This is a genomic window from Dysgonomonas sp. GY617, assembly GCF_015233815.1.
Lineage (GTDB): Bacteria > Bacteroidota > Bacteroidia > Bacteroidales > Dysgonomonadaceae > Dysgonomonas_A.
In genome coordinates this window covers 857309-878373 of sequence record NZ_JADCLR010000001.1, presented here as the reverse complement: position 1 = coordinate 878373, position 21065 = coordinate 857309, and the positions used below count along the sequence as shown (strand labels likewise).

General features: G+C 35.3%; 10 protein-coding genes. 6 read left to right on the top strand and 4 right to left on the bottom strand.

Going from position 1 to position 21065, the window contains the following annotated elements:
- Window positions 1-3 precede the first annotated feature (3 nt).
- The gene (locus IR022_RS03630) at window positions 4-1143 is read left to right on the top strand and encodes an ABC transporter permease (RefSeq protein WP_194202626.1); all 1140 of its coding nucleotides are present in this window, start codon (window positions 4-6) and stop codon (window positions 1141-1143) included.
- Between the two features lie 25 nt (window positions 1144-1168).
- Window positions 1169-2404 carry an ABC transporter permease gene (locus IR022_RS03625; protein WP_194202625.1) on the top strand — a complete coding sequence of 412 codons (1236 nt, stop codon included), beginning with the start codon at window positions 1169-1171 and terminating at the stop codon, window positions 2402-2404.
- A gap of 245 nt (window positions 2405-2649) precedes the next feature.
- Here the strand turns inward: IR022_RS03625 and IR022_RS03620 are convergent, their stop codons facing one another.
- The 4 genes from IR022_RS03620 to IR022_RS03605 form a co-directional block, all read right to left on the bottom strand.
- Entirely contained in the window at window positions 2650-5022 is a 2373-nt protein-coding gene (locus IR022_RS03620) for a glycoside hydrolase family 3 N-terminal domain-containing protein (protein WP_194202624.1), read from the bottom strand.
- A gap of 93 nt (window positions 5023-5115) precedes the next feature.
- A complete protein-coding gene (locus IR022_RS03615) occupies window positions 5116-6741 on the bottom strand; it encodes a SusD/RagB family nutrient-binding outer membrane lipoprotein (protein WP_194202623.1) in 1626 nt (541 codons plus the stop codon).
- Between the two features lie 32 nt (window positions 6742-6773).
- On the bottom strand, window positions 6774-10064 hold the full coding sequence (locus IR022_RS03610; RefSeq protein ID WP_194202622.1) for a SusC/RagA family TonB-linked outer membrane protein: 3291 nt from the start codon (window positions 10062-10064) through the stop codon (window positions 6774-6776).
- Between the two features lie 324 nt (window positions 10065-10388).
- Complete coding sequence (locus IR022_RS03605; protein WP_194202621.1) at window positions 10389-14384, bottom strand: hybrid sensor histidine kinase/response regulator transcription factor; 3996 nt, start codon at window positions 14382-14384, stop codon at window positions 10389-10391.
- A gap of 617 nt (window positions 14385-15001) precedes the next feature.
- Between IR022_RS03605 and IR022_RS03600 the strand changes: the two genes are divergently transcribed.
- From IR022_RS03600 to rsgA, 4 genes are all read left to right on the top strand, one after another.
- A complete protein-coding gene (locus IR022_RS03600; protein ID WP_194202620.1) occupies window positions 15002-16651 on the top strand; it encodes an ATP-binding cassette domain-containing protein in 1650 nt (549 codons plus the stop codon).
- Window positions 16644-18242, top strand: a complete 1599-nt coding sequence (locus IR022_RS03595) for an ATP-binding cassette domain-containing protein (RefSeq protein WP_194202619.1) — start codon at window positions 16644-16646, stop codon at window positions 18240-18242. Before IR022_RS03600 ends, IR022_RS03595 begins: the two co-directional genes overlap by 8 nt.
- 902 nt (window positions 18243-19144) lie before the next feature.
- Complete coding sequence (locus IR022_RS03590; protein ID WP_194202618.1) at window positions 19145-19924, top strand: class I SAM-dependent methyltransferase; 780 nt, start codon at window positions 19145-19147, stop codon at window positions 19922-19924.
- Window positions 19921-20976, top strand: coding sequence for a ribosome small subunit-dependent GTPase A (gene rsgA, locus IR022_RS03585; protein WP_194202617.1), 1056 nt, complete (start codon window positions 19921-19923; stop codon window positions 20974-20976). Before IR022_RS03590 ends, rsgA begins: the two co-directional genes overlap by 4 nt.
- The last annotated feature ends 89 nt before the right edge of the window (window positions 20977-21065 follow it).

The following is a 21065-nucleotide window of genomic DNA, read 5'->3' as shown; positions in this document are numbered from 1 at the left end:
GATATGATTTCTAAAAACAATAGTCCTTTTTACTTAGTATTGAAACGAGAATTAATACGAATGACTTCTCGCAAACTATATTTAGGCATTTGTATTGTATTACCCTTGTTCTGTATCTTCTTTATGGCTACCATTTTTGGTACAGGACAGATGGAAAATATTCCGATTGGTATTGTTGATTTAGACCAAACTTCAACTTCTCGAAATATCTCTCGAACAGTATCAACTATACCTACTTTTAAAGTTACCAAACATTACACAGATATAGAATCAGCACGAAAAGCAACACAACAAACAAAAATATATGGGTATTTAGTTATACCTAACAACTTTGAAGCTGATGTGATGGCAGGTAGACAAGCAACTCTTTCGTATTATTATCACTATGCTTTATTAAGTGTGGGAACTGAGATTTATGGAGCTTTTGAATCTCTTTTAGAGCCTCTGTCTATGACGCCAATTGTTACAGAAGCTATGGCATTAGGAATAAGCGAAAATCAAATAACAAATTTTCTTGTTCCTGTCAATACTCAGACTCATCCATTATATAATTCGGGGTTAGATTATTCGATCTATTTGACAAACCCTTTCTTCTTTATCCTCTTTCAAGTAATCATTCTATTGGTTACAGTATATATTGTAGGTAGTGAAATTAAATTCCGAACCGCAACACAATGGTTAGAAACAGCAAACATGAATATGTTTACGGCTATCGTTGGCAAGCTTCTACCTTATACAGTCATATTCTGTATTATAGGCGTTTTTGCTAATTACATTTTGTTTGGAGTAATGGATATACCCTTTTCATGCGGTTTCTTACCCTTGAATATAACTACAATTATTTTCGTTATTGCAACTCAGGCATTTGGTGTATTTCTGTTCTCTTTATTTCCAGCTATTGGAATCGTTATAAGTGTAGTATCAATGGTGGGATCATTAGGGGCAACTCTTTCAGGAATCACTTTTCCTGTACCTTTTATGTATTCGGCAGTTTATTATTGTTCTTTTCTATTTCCTGTTCGACACTTTGTTGAGATAAATCAAAACCTACTCTATGGGAATTATGGATTTGCTTATACTTGGCAAAATGTAAGTGCTCTATTTATATTTCCTCTAGTAGCGCTATTGATGCTGACACATTAAAAAAATGCCATTCTAAGTTATAAATATGAAGATATTGAATAATATGAAAAGTAATCTAAAAGACATAGCAGAACTAATTAGTCGTGAATTCAGGACTATTGCAACAAGTTACTCAATCTTACTTGTATTGATAGGTGGAATTTTCATTTATGGTCTCCTATACAACTACATGTATCAACCAAATGTAATAAGGAATGCACCTGTGGTTGTAGTTGACAAATCGAACAGTAGTTTGAGTAGAGAATACACTCGCTTGATAGATGCCGCTCCACAAGTAACAGTTCATAGTAACGAAGTAGACTTTATTGCAGCTAAAGAATTGATGAAGAGGAATGAGGTTGTAGGAATTGTATATATACCTAAAGATTTCGACACCAGAGTAAAACTAGGCGAAGAATCTATATTCATCACATATGGGGTTACCGAAGCATTCCTTTATTATTCAGCTTTACAAGAAGCCTCATCAGGTGCGATGTTGGAATTAGACGGAAGGCACCGTGCTGATATGGTTGTATTTTTACCAGCCAATGATGTTCAACAAATCGCACAATCGAGCCCTATTACCATAAGCGGGACTATTCTTTACAATCATACTGAAGGTTATGGAAACTATCTGATACCTCCCGTTTTAATGGTTATTATTTTTCAAACTTTATTTATGGTAATAGGTATGATTAGCGGGAAAGAGCGTGAGTCCCGTTCTATTCGTCTCTTTGCAGAAAAAGGAACAAGTCTGAGCCGTGTATCACGTATTATTATCAGTAAAACATTTGTTTACTGTATTCTATATGCAGTTTTTTGCTTATTCCTTTTGGGACTGCTTCCTGTAATATTCGATTTACCGAATCTTGGAAATGTTTATGAGATAGTTATGTTACTCACTCCTTATTTATTATCAATCAGCTTTTTAGGATTATCTGCATCTATATTTTTCACAGATTCAGAAACTCCTATATTGATGATTGCCTTCTTTTCGGTTGGTTTAGTTTTTCTATCAGGTATTTCCTATCCTCTGGAATTAATGCCATGGTACTGGCAAGCCGCTCATTATGTTATACCTGCTGCTCCCGGTACACTTGCCTTTGTGAAATTAAATTGCATGGGTGCATCTCTAGCTGATATACAAACAGAATATATCACTCTATGGATACAATGTGGTGTGTATTTTATTCTAGCATGTTTAACATACCAATATAATATAAAGAAAGCAATAAGGTCTACAGATTTGATAAAAAACGCAAATCATGATTATAATAATTGAATGGTTTCTTTTACCGACTTGCTTGATGCATAAACTCTTTTACAGCAGAGCAGAGACAAATATGTAGATTCATACTCTTCATATCAAAAGAAACGACTTGAATACTTACAAGTAACTGGTCGCTAAATGTTTCCAAACTGAAAAGCGGCTGACAAATTTGCCAGCCGCTTTTTTTAGTTTTCTAAAATACCATCCTGATAATGATTTTTATATTACCTTCATGATGGAAGCATACTCTCGAATTCTTATAGTGCGGCAATTTCGAAACGTTCTTTCAATTTAATATCTTGAGAAGATGCACCAATTCTTACCTCAAAGAATCCGGGTTCCACTACAAATTCGTTGTGTTTATTCCATAAACCTAAATCCTGAGGAGTAAGAGTAAATTTCACCTCTTGGGTTTCTCCCGGCTTTAAGCTGATACGCTCAAACCCTCTTAATACTTGTGTGTATGTAGTAACACTACTTACCTCATCATTCAGATAAAGTTGCACCACTTCGTCACCCTTAACTTTTCCTGTATTCGTAACTTTCACAGAAACTTCCACATTCGACAGAAGTCCCGTTTTAGTGGGTGATACTCTTAAATCAGAATATTCAAAAGTAGTATAACTAAGCCCATAACCAAATGGATACAATGCACCTGATACACGTACGGGACCATTTGTGTCAGAACCGGGCTTGAATGGGAATGCAAATGGTATTTGCCCCACAGACTTAGGATAAGTAACTGCTAATTTTCCTCCAGGATTATAATCTCCAAAAAGAACCTCAGCCAAAGCTGTCCCTGTAAATTCTCCGGGAAAAGAAGCTTGTATTATACCGGGAATATATTTGTTTGCCCAATTGATTGATACGGCACGACCATCAATCAATAATAATATCACAGGCTTTTCTGTAGCATAAACAGCTTTAAGTAAAGCTTCCTGATGTCCTGCTAAATCGAGATTTGAACGAGAATAATATTCTCTGACTGTTTTTTCCGATCCTCCCAAAACTACAATTGCAACATCCGATTCTTGTGCTGCTTTTACAGCCTTGTCTATCATTTCTTGATCTTCCTGAGATATAGGTTCTTTAATGATTTCACTTTCGGGGAAATTCTTGTCAATTATATCACATCCTTTTTCATAAACTACCTCTGTATTTGGAAGCAAAGCCTCCAATCCTTCTTTTACTGTTATTATAGTAGGATTAGCTGGCCCATAGCGACAAATAAAATCTTTACGTTCGTCAGCATTAGGTCCTATCAGAGCTATCTTTTTTATATTTTTACTTAAAGGCAGTATGCTGTTCTCATTTTTCAGAAGGACGACCGATTGTCGGGCAGCTTCAAGAGAAACTTGTTTGTGTTCGGCAGAAGCTACGATTTTGTCTGCTACTTTTTTATCTCCTGTATAAGGGTTGTCAAATAATCCCAGCATAAATTTAACCCGAAGTATATCTCTTACTCTGGAATCTATGGTTTGTTGAGATACTTTTCCTTGCTTAACTGCTTCTCGTAGGGGTAATATAAAATCTTCGGGAGGAGTAAAGTTTGTACGTATATTCAATCCTGCATTTACAACCTCTGCAGCTGCATCCACTGCATCTTTAGATACTTTATGTTTGCTGTAAAGGTATTCCACAGCCTCGCTATCCGAAACTACATATCCTTTGAACCCCCATTCCTGACGGAGTATTTCAGTCAAAAAATGATAGTTCCCGGTGATGGGTATTCCATCATAGTCGTTGTATGAACTCATAACACCTAATGCTCCTGCTTCCTGAAATGCAACTCTGAAAGGTTCAAGAAACAAAGTTCTCATTTCACGCGGAGCTACATGTGGGTCGGTTCGGGTTTCTTCATCGCGTCCACCTACGGGTATACTATAAACAGCAAAATGTTTGGGTGTAGCTACCAATCCGTGACTTTGAAGTCCGGTTATCATTCTCTTTCCTAATTGACTCACCAGATATGGATCTTCTCCGTAACATTCCACAACTCTTCCCCAACGAGGATCCTGAGCTATATCCAAGATGGGCGAATATATATTTGTATAGCCTAAGGCTTTTGCTTCTACGGCTGTTACTTCAGCTATTTTACTTATAAGATCCTTATTCCATGTTGCTCCTTGCCCGCTCTGTGCGGGGAAAAGCGTCGCCTGATAATGGCATAGCCCACGAATACCTTCATTGGTAAAATCTACGGGAATACCCAGACGAGTATCTTCTACAAACCAACGCTGAACAGTATTTATGGCATCTACATGTGTTGAGAACGGAAACGCGTATTGCGCTTTAAAGCTACCTAAACCATTGTGCTGTTCGTCGATGTTCCCTATTCCATCTTTCCATATCTCAGATTTCCATTCAGGCGTAGGCAAAGCATCTTTTAATACTCTGCCCGATCCGTAAAGGGTTGCCATCTGAGCTGTTTTTTCGTCCATCGACATTTGCCTTAAAAGATCTTCGGTTCTCTCGCTAATCGAGGCATTTGGATTCTCATATACATCCATTTTACCATTTTTGTTGAAATCAATCCACCCCTTTTTGTAAAGAGTGTTTGATTGACCACACACTAAACCTGATGAAATAAGAGCTGTTAACAGTAGTTTTACTTTCAAATTATTTACCATTGTATATTATATTCAAGTAAATAAGTAAGGCACAAGCTATTGTTTTCTAGATACTCAACTCACTGTGCCCTACTCTATTTAGTTATTCATTTTTCACTTTACATCCCACCATACTCTTTTATTAGTATAGTTCTGATCGACTACGGTTTGGAAATTTTCCGAATTCATCGAAGCCTCATTTGCCGGATATAAGAATCGTACCGGAGCATTCCCTTTATTCAATAAAGTTCCGCTTTCTATATCATCAATAAGGATAGGCAAGTCTGTACGACGATATTCTGCCCAACATTCAAAAGGTTCCAAGATACCAAAATTTATCCATTTTTGAGTGGCTATTTGCTCTAATGCTTTATTCCTATTGAACTTAAAGGACGAACCGGTTAACCATGTTTTCAGAGTAGCGTCCGAAACATTGGTAGCAGCTATACCTGCATCTTTCAGATTTGTAGCAGTACTGTTTTTATAATAGTTATAATATTCTTGTACTGATAAAATAACTCCTGTATTATATAACTCCTCAGTACTACTTCCCCATGAAATCAGATTCCGATATTTAGCTTCAGCCAATAATAGATATACATCTGCAGCTGTTATACCAACACCATATGGTAAGTTATAATTGTTTCTGAAAGTAACAGTATTTACAACTCCATAAGTTTGTCTTCTTTCAACAGCCGTAGTTGTATTCATTATATCTAAAGCACCGCTGGCTGAAGAAGGATAAGCTATGATTTCTTTCGTTTTATCATAAATAATACCCAATTCATTACTAGCGGGTTGAAAAAGAACTACAAGTCTAGGATCTTTCGCTTCTTTCAATAATCCGGTCATTAGTTCGGGTGCAAAAGCATAACCGTTATCTTTATCCTGACTTTCAACAAGAGCTCTCCAAATACCGGTATTAGTCGTATTTTTAGAATATGTATAAGCATTATCACTATTCGACAGGATAAGATCATTCATAGATAAATTTCTCAAAACCTCTTGTGTTTTTTCCGAATCTACTTCCGAAATCCGCATAGCATAACGAAGACGCAATGAGTTTGCAAATTTATACCATTTCTGTAAATCTCCTCCGTACATTATATCCTGTGTTTTGAAGGATATATGCAATACATTATTAGCATCTAATGATGCTTGTTTCAGATAATTGGCAGCAGACTCTAAATCGGCTAGTATTGCATAATATATATCTTTCTGCGAATCATACTTTGGCGTTAAGTTTATAGGCTGCCCGTATACAGCATTTCTTGCACCCCATGCTTCGGAATAAGGCATGGCTCCAAAATAATCAGTTGCAAGGGCTGTGTTATAAGCTTTCAGTATTTTGGCAGTTTCCATAAACGGTGTATAGCTTAGCTTCTCGGAATCCGATAATCTATAATTATATATCTTATCCATTTCTACCAACTCCTGCATTCTCTTTACATAATAATTTTCCCAACGTCCGTTATCCGATTGTATGGTATATACATTTACCCGACTGCTTCCTGCCTCTCTCGATAGAGTCTGAGTGTAAGTGCCAAATAAACGAAATACATAATTCCAATAATCTCCGTAATCATTCTCAATAGTTCTGACAAGACCTCTCGAATACAGGTATTCAATTTTAGCATCTGTAAATCCATCAGGATCATAGTGCCTACTATCTAGTTCCGATTCACAAGACGAAAACATCACAGAACATAGAATCGTTGTATATAATAATATTCGTTTCATATTTTTTCTTCTTTATAAGTGCATCTTTCTTTTTAGAATCTTGTTTTTATAGAGAACCCGAAACTTCTCATAGACGGATAAGCCGTATATTCTACAAACTGATTAGTACCAGAGGTTCCCAAAGTAGCTTCCGGATCTATATTGGGCACTCTCTTATATATATAAAATAAATTACTTCCTATAAGAGACAAACTCAACCCCTGAAGGCGAGCCTTTGAATAAATCTTGGCTGGAACCTGATATGAGATTGACAATTCACGGAATTTTATATATGTATTGTCATACAGATTATCTTCTGATCCGGCAATATTATAACGAGAGTTATAGTAGCTTTCGGCTGATACAATTATATCATTAGCTGTACCATCAGCTTTTACACCTTCTGCTATTATACCATCATGATAAACACGTCCATCGAAAGAAGTACCCGGCGCGTTTGCCGAATGACTATCTAATGCAATCTTTTGTTTTGAGTTATTGATATAATATGCCAATCCTCCATATTCTTCATCTCGTCCGAATAAAGAGCCTGTTCCGGCTCCACTCGATTTAAGATAGTTATTCGTAAATGATAGTATTTTACCTCCAAATTGTGCATCAAGATTGGCTACTAATAAGAAGTCTTTATAACGAATGCTAGTATTAAATCCTCCGGTGAATTTAGGCATGGCCTCCCCTGCATAGGTGTAATCACTTTCTTGAACGTATGCACCATTAGCATTAACTATTTTATTGCCAAGGTTATCTCTTTTCCATTTTTTTATCATTACAGTATATGCTGCATTTCCTGGTTGTGCAATAAAGTTAGCCGCACTCCATGGACTTCCGATATTATATACATCGAGCCCCGGAACAAACGATTTTAATTTATTCTTGGTATAACTGAAATTAATTGTCGCATCCCAGCTAAAATCTTTTGTTTGTATAGGAGTACCTTTTAGTTGTATTTCTACACCTTCATTAGAAATCGTTCCTGCATTTGTTTTCATTTTTCTAGCTCCGGCTGATACAGGTATATCTATCGATAGAATCTGATTCCGTGTTTCGTTATTGAAGTAAGCAATATCAATACCGATTCTATTATCTAGCGCTCTTAAGTCTAAACCAAATTCCCAAGCATATGTTTTTTCGGGTTTGATTGATACGGGAGGTACTTCAGAGCCAAATGTATTAGTTATAAGACGATCATCGTAAGTTTCGAGATTATACACACTATTTGCAAAATATATACTTGGTGTAGAGTTACCTACAATAGCATATGAGGCTCTTAATTTTCCGAATGTAAGCCATGCCGGCATTTTCAAAGCATCGGAGAAAACAAATCCTAGTCCGACTGATGGATAGAAATAACTTCTAGCGCCCTTTGGTAATCGTGAAGTCCAGTCATTCCGCCCTGTAACATCTAGATACAAATAGCGTTTATATGCTAACTGCCCCGAACCATACGCACCACTTAAGTATTCGCTTCTATTATATCCAAATCCTGAGTATGTACTCGAATTGGGTGATAATTTATTATTTCTACTTGAAAACATTCCATTTATTTTCAACCCATTAGACTCCCATTTATTCTGACTTTCGTCTATATATTCGGCTGATGCACCACCAGTCAAAGACAAGTCGAAATCGTCATTTAATGTTTTATTAAAGGTTAAAAGAGCTTCGAAAAATTTCTTCGTATAATCTTCATTCGTCTTACGATAAAGACCTTCTAAGGTATTCATATCAGCAGGATCAGAATATTTCTTAAACATTTCTTTGTCTTCTTTCAAATCTCTTATCCTGTCGGTACCGACGGTAAGCCTCAAATTGAGAGGGTCTATTATTTTTATATTAGCAGCAATTGTTCCTACTATACGATCTCGACTAGTGACATAGCGGTTTTCGTTTTGTTGCCACAGTAAATAATTTAAAATGTTGTCTTTATTTGACGATGCAATATTATTAATCTCGTTTGTGAGGTAATATCCATTAGCATTTTTATAATGATCCTTGTAAAGTTGAGCTATCTCACTTCTGGGTATAGGAAAATTAGAAATTCTATCGATACGTGTTGGTGCATTTGTTGTTTTTATACGACTATAAGAAACATTTGCATCCAGAGATATTCTTTCTGACAGCTTAGCAGTACCTGCAATATTGAAATTATGTCTTTCTTGTTTCATATTCTCTAAGAAACCTTCATAATTCATATTGGCATAAGATACCCTAAGTGTTGTATTCTCTGAAGCGCTCGAAACAGATATATTATTATTATTTGTATACCCATTCTGAAACAGATCCTTATAATTATCAGGCTGAGGCGAGAAAGGACGCACTTGTCCATCCCACCAAAGTACGGGAGTACCATCCATACGAGGTCCAAAACTACGGTATGTGCTATACTCCGGTTTGGGTTGACCGGTGGCAGCATCTATATCAAAGTAACCTTTCGTACCTTGTCCGAATACGTTTTGATATTTTGGTAAATAAGATAATCTATCAGTTGTATGTGACATTCCAACTTCAACACCCAGACCTTTTTTCCCGGCTTTACCTTTCTTCATAGTAATCAAGATTACTCCATTAGAAGCTCGTGAGCCATAAAGTGCAGCAGCATTTGCTCCTTTTAATACCGACAACGACTCAATATCATCCGGATTAATGTCATTTAATGCCGATCCGGTTTGTGTCTGATTACGTTCCCGACCATCCCAATTCGAATCATTATCCGAAATAGGAACTCCATCTATAACAACCAATGGACGGTTATTTCCGGCAATAGAGTTTAATCCTCTAATCTGGATTTTGGTACCACCTGTAGGACCTGCCGCAGTAGAAACAATACGCATACCTGCTACCTTTCCATATAGCGAGCTACCTAGGTTAAGAGTTGGTACAGTACGCATTTCTTCTGATTTCAATTCACTCATTGCATAACTCAAAGCTCTTTTCTCTTTTTTTATACCCATAGCTGTCACCACCACTTCGCTTAAAGTTTGAGAATCTTCTTTTAAGTTAATATTCAACACTGATTGTCCTGTGTATTTTACTTCCTGTGTCACATATCCGATATAACGGATAATTAATGTAGCTCCATCGGGTACTTCCAATGAAAATTTACCATCCATATCAGTAACTGTACCAGTTGTAGCACCTTTTACGGAAACACTTGCTCCAATAATAGGGCCTTGATCGTCCTGCACAATTCCCGTTAACTTTTTTTGTTGTTGAGTAATGCCTGTTGCATCTCTCGAGCCAGAATCTGATGCATACAGAAATCTATTTACTCCTGGTATTAGGAAAAATAGAGCCAAACAGATCGGTTTTATTAATACTTTCATAGTCTGTCAATTTTAAGATTTGGTTAAATGATTAAATTTTAAGTAATAGATTTAAGGTTAATTGCGTTATGGAATTAAGCGTATTAGGTTAATATATATTTTCTAGTGTAAAACGAATTTTCACTAAAATTAAGAGGAGTTATTGTTAATGAATATACAAAACAATACGGAATAGAGCAGAATCGTTTTACGTACGATTTTGCTATTTTATGAACGGAATTATCACCGAAAAGAAGAAGAGTTTAATAAATAAGGATTCTACATCAACAAAGTATATCAATACTTTATTGCATGCATATATTTAACATATGTTTTATTCAGTCTTTAGTTGTTACGGTAATTGACTGGTGTTATGCCATATATTTCTTTAAAGCATTTACTGAAATATCCCGGAGAAGCAAATCCCAGTTGGTAGGCAATTTCCGCAACTGTCATATCAGGGTTGTTCTTTAATAATAAAGCTGCCTTCTTCATCTTTATATTAATAATAAAGTCATTAGGAGTTAATCCGGTTATACCTTTTATTTTGTTGAACAGCTTAGTTCTTCCCATCTGCAATTCTTTAGCCCATTGACTAATATCAAAATTTTCATTAGTCAGATTATCTTCGATATACAGAATAGACTTATCTAGGATTTTCTGATCCTGAATATTTGTTGCCAATCCAACTGTTTCAAACGATTGTTCGTCCCGAAATTTGTATTGAAGGGCTTTACGGCTTCTAACCAAGTTGTTGCATTTAAGTAATAATATTTCGAGATCAAACGGCTTAGTTATATAATCGTCAGCCCCTTGTTTGAGTCCTTCAATGTTTTGCTCTAATGAAGCCAAAGCTGTTATTAGGATTATCGGAATATGAGAAGTTTCTATATGCGATTTTAATTGCTTACATATTTCCAAACCCGAAAACCGAGGTATCATAATATCTGTCAATATAATATCAGGCATATGTTCTCTGGCTTTGCTCAATCCTTCCTCCCCATTAGTAGCTATAAGGACTTTGTATATAGGTGAAAATGCTTCAACCAATAAATGAAGAAGATCTCCATTATCTTCTATTATCAGAATAGTTGTTTTCGAGTTATCACCCAGGTTACCATCCACTATAAATTCATTATTATCTTCCATTTCAACCGATGGCAGTAACGGAATGTCATCTCGATTACTTTTCTTGGAATATTTAAATGATTCTTCAAAATGTGCTCCTCCTAGCTGTAATCTGACTGTAAAGGATGTGCCTAGGGCAGGTTTACTATCCACCAGTATTTCTCCATGATGCAGTTCAATTATATTCTTACAAAGGGCTAATCCTATTCCCATACCTTCCATACGTTTTATTTCGTGAACTTGCTCTACTTGATAAAACCTTTCGAATATTCTCTCTAAATCGCCACCACTTATTCCAATACCGTTGTCTTTAACGGTAATTTCAATATGTGTCTTAGTTTCAATAAGAATTAATGTTATAGTACCCGAATCGTCAGTAAATTTAAAAGCATTTGATAACAAATTATATATAACCTTTTGAAGCAGATAAGGATCGAACCATAATTCTATCCTTTCACAAGAATATTCAATCGAATAATTAATATTCCGCATTTGTGCGTAGTCTTTGAAAGAAGAGTAAATATCCTCTACAAAAGAACAAACGTCTCTATAAACAATTTGTATTGTCAAGACTCCTTCTTCGCTTTTCCGCAGATCTTTCAATTCATTTATTAAATCCTGCATATTTCGGGTATGCTTCTTAATCTTAGACAACCGCTTTCTTATTGCAGCCGTCATATTCTCCGAGATTAAAGCCATATCCAGATGACTCAATATTAAGGTTAGCGGAGTTCTGAATTCATGAGATATGTTGGTGAAAAAATTAGTTTTCATCTGATTCAGCTCTTCCATGCGTACTTTTTCTCTATGCTCCATCTTTAGTGTAGCCCTGAGCATCATATTTCTTTGGGCTGATCTTATTATATAAATTAATAATAATAAACTGAGGATTGTATAAATGATATATGCCCATACCGACGCATAAAATGGTGGTTTTATTACTAAATCGATTCGTAAAGACTGAGCCTTATCATTTATATCTCTCACAATCAAATGATATTTACCGGGAGGGAGCGATGTATAGCGGATTATTTTATTTCTTGTTTTAGTCCATTGCTGATCGTAGCCCTCCAAAATATATTCGTATTTTGTATTATTCGGGTGTATATAATCCGAGGAAGCAAAAGTGATACTTATGTTGTTCTGCTCGTAGCTTAATGTTATACCTTTTGCATAAGCTATATTTTCCTTTAAGATATTAGGATGGGTTATTGAGTTCACAATATCGTTATTAACTGACAGAGATGAAAAATGAAGTCGATAAGGTTTGCTCGATTCAGTCATAGTCAAAATATCTTTTTCCGAAACAGAAAGCATACCCGATATACCTCCAATAAATATCCTACCATCAGAAGGCGATACAAATAACCCACAACTTGAAGACATTATATTAAGAGGGAATATCTCCCCTATTTTCAAATGCACTGACTTATTCTCCTCCGGAGATAATAAAGTAATACCTTTATCTGATGTTATAATAATCCGTCCCGAATGTGTAAATGCTAGATTATAGCATATATCGGATAACAATATATCGTTCATCTCTTTCTTATAAGAAGTAATTTTTCGGGTTATTTTATCATAAACTAAGACCCCTACTCCATTTGTCAGAAAATAGACTTTCCCTTTTTCATCTGATTTAATTTTTATAATCGAATTCTTTTTGAGAATCATTTCTATATCATCAAAATGGGTTACCTGATGAGTTTTAGTATCTACACTTAATAAACCTTTCTCTGACGAAAACAGCCATAAGAGATTATCTTCATCTAAACACATCGTTTGAATAAAACCGAGCTTATTCGTAGAAAATACATCATCGCTACTAAAATCAGAAAATTCCTCAGTATTCCGATTTAATTTATAAATACCGCTTTGTGTAGATATTAAAAGATACTCTTTATAAGGTATTATCTGAGTAATGATTCTTTGCCCGATTGTTTTAAAAAAATCCTGACCTAACCTTTTTATCTGGTGATTATTACTATCATATACTACAAGTCCTTCGGTAAAAGTTCCTACATATAATTTATTTTTTTGCAAGTCGTACCATAAAGATTTGAGAGTATTATGAGGCATCAAACTATTTTCGGTATCATATCTTTTGATGCTTTGACTGCGTCGATTCAAAATATTAAGTCCACCATCCTCAGAGGCTATAAATAAGTTCCCTTCATTATCTTCTGTCATCTCTCCGATAATAAGTCCACTGAGCATTCCTTTATCTATCTTACTTGTACTATAATAAGTGTATAGTTCTATATCCGGATTAAAATAGCTCACTCCTCCATAATACGTACCCACCCACATAGTGCCTTGTTTGTCTTTGTATATAGAGTAGACCGAGTTATTTCTCAATGAATAAGGTTTAACTTCATTATGATTTAGAAGGTATGCCGATCGGTTAAGAGGCGAAAATACAATAACTCCATTGTATGTACCAATCCATATATTATTCTTATTATCCTCATTAATAGTACGGATATGATTTAATGGAAAACTCTTATTCGTAGAATCCGGCAGTTGAGTTCTTAAATCCATAACATCTCCTTCTGGTTTTATAACCCATACTCCATTATCTCTGGTTCCGACCCAGATATTATTGTTGGAATCTCTAAACAGACATGCAATACTATTATCCGAGAGTACTTTCTCTTGATTTTCTTTGGTTACCTTATATATGCCATCACTTGTTGCAACCCAATAATTTAAATCATCTGAAAATAGGAAACATTTTATTTCTGTGGGCAATTCTATCAACTTAAAAGACTTATTATGCTCAGCATCATATACAAAGACTGTATTTCCCCAAGCATAGTACAAAATATCATTCAAGATATAAATGCAGTTGGCTTCAATATTCATATCCTTAAACTTATCAGCAAAATAATCGTAGCTGATAAGTTGGTTATTTACCAAAGCATACATTACTGTTTTGGAATCACCACAAATTTGCTTGATATTGGTATCTTGAATATTATCAATAAAATTAGATACTTGAAAAATTTTAGTGCCATTACCGTTATATCTGTTAAGGACATTGTTTCCAAACCACATATTTCCGAGTCTGTCTTGCCATATAGAAATGGCTGATGGTTGTGACAATCCATCCATTATAGATAAGTGCTTAAAATAAACATCTCCTCCATAAGAACTTTGTCTTGTGATTATTGAGATTAATAATACGAAGACAATCTTAATCAGTGTTTTCATTCCATTTATTAGTATTAAAGACTCAAAAGACTTATCGTTTTTATCCGTTTCATCTTCTCTTATTGTTAAGGTTATAGGGTTGCCACACCCTTGCTGAATTTCATTTTACACATACACATGCTATTATACAGTTATTATCTCAATAACCATCTTTTGTGAAAATTATATTTTATCGTCGTTATGATATTATCTGCTGGATAATAATCTTTTTCACACTTCAATTTTCAAAGAAAACGCTAGTCAGCCAGAATATTTTTTCTTAAATATATTAAGAAAAATGGAATCTTGAAAATACCACATAATCTATAAGCCTTCACCAAACTATATTATGTAGCAATAAATAATTAATTACTGAAGCTAAGAATACCAATAATCCTATTCCTAAAGAAGAAATAGAATAATTCTATCATTCATTACTCTATGAAATGCCGCAAAATTTATAAATTTGAGTTGGGATTACCTATCGAGAAGCACTTCTATAGCTTATTCGACATATAAAATCACTACAAATAGTGAAATAAACAAAGATACAATCGCAAAAATGATTATATCTTTACATAAACAATTACATTGGCAATCTAGCAGAATACAATAGAAATTAAAATTACATAGAATTAATGAGTTCAAATCAAGAAAGCGCTTCTCGATGGCTGAATAAAAAGTTAGCTAAAGCAAAAGGTGCATATATCTCAGCTTCGGTCTTTACTATTTTAAGCGCGGGGTGTTTTGTTGTTTTTTGCTGGTACTTATCTGAATTCGCTGCCTCGTGGCTCAACAACGGATTGATTTTGCCTAATGTATTACTGTATGCAGCGGTATTTCTTACGGGCAGATACATTCTTGCCCATTTTGCGTCGCTATTCAACTACAAAGCAGGAAATATCATTGTTTCTAAAATTAAAAAGAAACTTTATCCAATATTGCTTAACAATAGCAAATTAGACTCTGTATCGAGTACTCTCTTCGTTACTCGAGTAAGCGATGACCTAAAACCCTATTTTGCTTTTTTTATACCATATTCCATGGCTTCGTTTTTAGTTAGCGGATTGTTATTGGTAGTAAGTTTTTGGATTGAGAAGTGGGTTGGAATGTTACTGTTGTTTTCATTATTGGTTATTCCTTTTCAAATGATCGTCATTGGCATAGGCGCCGAAGCGCTTCACAAAAAGCATATCAACCTTTTCGTGAAATACTCGGCAGTTTTCTACAATCGCCTCCAAACTATCGCAGAAATAGTCAATCTTGACAATTTTAAACCACAATACCGTTTTTTGTCAGAAAAGAGTAAGGCACTAAACAAAGCAACTACCAACGTGATGCAAGTTGCCATTCTGTCTTCGGCAGTACTTGAGCTTTTTGTTACAATTTGCATTGCAGCCATTGCTATTTATTTAGGGATGAGCTTACTTGGAATTATGACAGGTCCCAATTACGGGAAAAGCTACGATTTTCGTACAGCACTCTTTTTACTTACTATTTCTCCGTACTTTTTCTTTTATTTACGGAAGTTTGTGAGTGCCTATCATGATCGAAACAGAGCCTTGGCATCTGCCAAATTAATAATGCCAATACTGAACGAAGAAAATATTGATACATCTCTGATCGATACAAACGAAGTGCTTAGTTCTATTGAGATCAATAGCTTGAACTTTGCCTATCCCGATTCGCCCGTAAAAGTTTTACACAATATCAATCTGCAATTGCCTACAAAAGGATTGGTGCTGGTGAAAGGCATTTCGGGTTCAGGAAAATCGACCTTGCTGAAAATCATTACCGGAAGCTTGTTTCCACAAGACGGTAAAGTTTCGATAAACGGAAAAGACACTGCGTGGTCACACCAATGGCTGAAAGCAAACTCATCATATATGAATCAGTTCCCTTTCATCTTCGATGGAACATTGCAATACAATGTTTTCCTCGAGAAAGAGGCAGATAAACATGATCAATACCCTGAATTTCTGGATAAAATACTTGCCAAAAAGGAACAAGGCTGGATGGCTGAGTTGAGCCACAACGGTAAGCAACTTTCAGGTGGCGAAAAACAATTAGTTACACTTGCACGCATGATGTTGCATCCGAGACCGATAGCCATTTTAGACGAACCTACGGCTAATCTAGATGCTGGAACCGTCGGGATTATTCTCCCACAAATTATGAAATTGGCAGAAAACAGACTGGTTATTATCGCCTCACATGAGAAAATGTTCGATACCGTTGCAGATACAATCGTAAATTTAAACTGGGGGGAACAAATGAATCATGAATAAATTTATAATACAACATATAGTAAAGCCTTTAACAGGTAAATGGCTGAGAGGCTTTTTTCTATTGCTACTATGGACAGTAGCATTCATTGCTCTTCCTGCTATTTCGGGATGGTTTTTGGCAATGTGTAGCGTAGTATTCGTTACAGCAAGCATTACATTTTCATATTTAATTCCATCCGCAATTATCCGTTTGCTGGCACTATTGCGTACAGTAACCAGATATTTCGAACGATTGGAAAACCACAAAACAACGCTCGAAACTCAGCAAGGTTTACAATTGAAAATATTTCAATCGGTATCCAAGTTTCCCTATTTCAAAAAGCAAGCCAACAACAACTCATCTTTGCTCGAAAATAGCACACATGGCATTGACCAAATATTGAATCACATTCTTTTGTGGCTTTTACCATTTAGTACACTGATAATTTCACTCAGTATCTACTTTTTCTTTCTTTTAGTATTTTCGAAGGTGATAGCTCTAGAATTTTTGATTTCATCTGCTATCCTGCTATTTTTTATTCCCCAATTAATTTTCTTGAAAAATAGAAAACTCTACGAAGAACTGAAAACGCACCGCGAAGAGAATAATCAGGCACTCATCCAAAGTTTCAGAGGTCGAATAGAAATATCAAAATACAATCTCGAAGAAAAAGCCATTATACAATACGAGCAAAAATTATTACAACTCGAGCAATTAGAAAATAAATTGCAAACCAATTCATTTTGGCTACAACTTATTGCCGGACTCGGATTTAGTTATATTGCTGCTTTTTTACTTTGGGATTCTGGAAATTACGGAATCAGTGCACCGATGGCAATTGGAATTTTCTTTGGTATCATGGCTCAAGCCGAATTGTCAGAAATGCTTTTTTCTGGAAAATCGGAAAAAAGTTCGGTAGCACATCAGATTAAAGATCTTGATACGATTATTAAACAAGGTGAGCAACCTATTGAGATAGTCCAAGTGCATTCTTCTTTAGAAAATTTGAGTATAAAGAATCTAAGTGCAAAAATCCCCGAAACATCAGTACGTACCAGCGAAGTATCTTTAGAAATAAAAAGAGGAGAATGGATCGCACTCTTCGGCGAAACAGGAAAAGGCAAAACCACACTGCTGAATAGTCTTTTTTATCCTGAATATCGAGGAAGTGGCTCGTTGATTTGGAACCACAACACCAAATTATCTCATTTACCTATTCCTGAATGTGTTTACGTTACTCAAAAAGCTTATCTCCTTACCGGAACATTGCGTGAAAACTTCGAGGGTTATACTGACGAAGCCATTGAACAAGCCTTAGAAACGGTTGATTTGGCAAGCTGGCGTTTATCTCTTCCAGATGGTTTAGGAAGCTGGTTAGGTGAAAACGGAGAGACATTAAGCGGTGGACAGAGAAAAAAGCTCTTGCTAGCTCAAGCACTACTAAAAAAACCACAACTGTTAGTCGTGGATGAGCCCACAGCAGGTATCAGTTCCGAAAATGCGATTACTATTTTTCAAAATATCAAACATCAACATCCAGAAACTACAATTTTAATGGCTACTCACCTGACAGATTTTGAATCTGTAGTGGATAAAGTGGTGAGAATTTAAATATAAATTTCACATCGTAAAATTTATAAAATACTAGAATACATGCTTTTCATAACTAATTTGAATCTTGACACCTGTTATCAAATCTATCATATGTATTGGATTTAGTAAATAGAAATCGACAAATAATTTATTCTATGAATAGGTGCGTAAGTAATTTTTACACATTTACATTAACATCTTTTTTGATTCATAATTATTCCGTTTTTTATAAAACGCTTTATAAAACGCATAGATATATTTAAGCATCTGAATTGTAAAACAAACTTCATTGACAACGAAATTATATAGTCTTCATCTAAGACCATTACTATATTTACATGTTTCATCAAAATTTATGAACATGCCCATAATTCTTACTTATTTGTTTAATATAAACGGAGAGCTCGCCGCAAAACGGTCCACTGCTATGTTAATATCTTGAACTTTGATGGTACTTTTGATAGTTCTTCCTTATTTAGACTTTCAAATAAAAGGAACAATATAAGCTTCATTACTAAATTGGATTCATTCTCCGTTTTCTCTAATCTTAACCATAACCGGTATTGGCCCGTCTCTTCTTACTTGATCTTTCCTTTAAATAGAAAAGGCTTCTAAAAGTTGACTTCATAGTTATTCCATTTTCAATAATACATAATTCTTCTTTTAAATTGAGGATAATTTTATAAAGAGAAAGCACTCTAAAAAAATAATTATACCTTTGCTGGATGACTAAAACTCTACATAAAGCGGATTTGGTGTATTAAACAATCTGTAGTTCTAATACAGATTGTCCCTTCGTTTACTCTCGGATAAACCTTTTCGAGAGAAATTTCTATATTATTATAATTTTAGTTTATACCTGCGTACGATGACGAAAGCATTGTTATGCTTTTGCATGTATGCTATATACAAATAATGAAATGAGTAACGAAAATAAATTAATTCACAAATTCGATTTTAATTTCATCTGCGATTTTTTTTCAACTACAAAACGACAAGGACCGGGAAGTCCCGAAGTAACCCTTAAAGCATTGAGCTTTATAGATAATCTTACCGATAAATCCCTTATTGCCGACATCGGGTGTGGAACAGGTGGGCAGACAATGACGCTTGCCGAGCATGTTGAGGGAAAAATTACGGGACTAGACTTGTTTCCTAAGTTTTTAGATATATTCAACGAGAATGTCAAAGAACTGAATCTTCAGGATAGAGTAAAAGGTATTGTTGGTTCAATGGATAATCTACCTTTTCAGAATGAGGAGTTAGACCTGATCTGGTCAGAAGGAGCAATTTATAATATCGGTTTCGAACGAGGGTTGAACGAGTGGTGTAAGTTTCTGAAAACAGGAGGATATATTGCCGTTTCTGATATCTCGTGGTTTACCGAAAAACGTCCGGCTGAAATTGAAAACTACTGTATGAAAAAATTTCCGGAAATGGATACCATTCCATATAAAGTTGCCCAAATACAGAAGGCAGGGTATATTCCCGTTACGACTTTTATTCTTCCGGAAAACTGCTGGACAGAACATTACTTTGCTCCATTAATTAGAGCACAAGAATTGTTTCTTGATAAATATGCAGGAAGTAAAATTGCCAAAGAATTCGTAGCATTTCAACACTATGATGAAGAAATATACCACAAGTATAAAGAATTCTACGGTTATGTATTTTTCATCGCAAAAAAGATAGGACAATGATTCATTTATATACTTACGGCTGGAATAATAAATTAAACCAACTAAAACAAGATTCAGCACATAAAGCATTGTTCCATGGGCGAGTCACTATCGTACACCGCACTTGTTATGAAGTTATTTCAGAAAACGGAATGCTTCAATGCGAACTAACAGGAAATATGATGTTCGGAAAATCAGACTTTGAATTACCTTGTGTGGGTGATTGGGTTATTTTTCAACTATTCGATGAGAATAAAGGAGTTATAGTTGATATGCTGCCCCGAGAACGAATATTGTATCGCAAAAAAAGCGGAACAATTGCTGACAAACAAGCCATCGCTTCTTATGTTGATAAGGCTTTTATTGTACAAAGCCTTGACGATAATTTCAATGTTCGTAGAGCTGAGCGTTTCATGGTTCAGATATTAGAGGAGAAAATCAAACCTATCTTGGTACTCAATAAAGCTGATTTAGGTTTTGAGAAACAGAAAATTGAAGAGCATATTAAACACATTGCTCATCAAATGCCTGTATTTTTCACAAGTATTCATCAACCTCAAACAATTCACCAATTGCGGGAATCTATATCGGAAGGTGAAACTGTGGTGTTTGTAGGTTCCTCGGGGGTAGGGAAAAGTTCTCTGGTAAATACCCTTTGCGAAAATTCAGTATTGCTCACGTCTGATATAAGCCTATCCACAGGAAAAGGGCGACATACTTCGACTCGCAGGGAAATGGTATTGATGGACGACTCAGGTGTTTTGATCGACACTCCGGGTATTCGGGAATTTGGATTGGCTATCGATGATCCCGATTCTCTTACCGAAATGTTAGAGATTTCTGACTATGAGGAATCGTGTCGCTTCAAGGATTGTGAACATATCAACGAACCCGGATGTGCCGTTTTAGAAGCAGTAAATAGTGGTATATTAGACCATAAAGTTTATGAGAGCTATCTGAAACTTCGGCGGGAAGCATGGCACTTTTGTACTTCGGAACATGAAAAACGTAAAAGGGATAAATCCTTTTCAAAACTCATAGAAGGAGTAAAAAAGTACAAAACGAATTTCTAACTTCTATTTAAACAATGCAGGTATTTCAAGATACCTGCATTGTTGTATATAATATAATGAAATAGAAAACAATATACATAATGCCATTC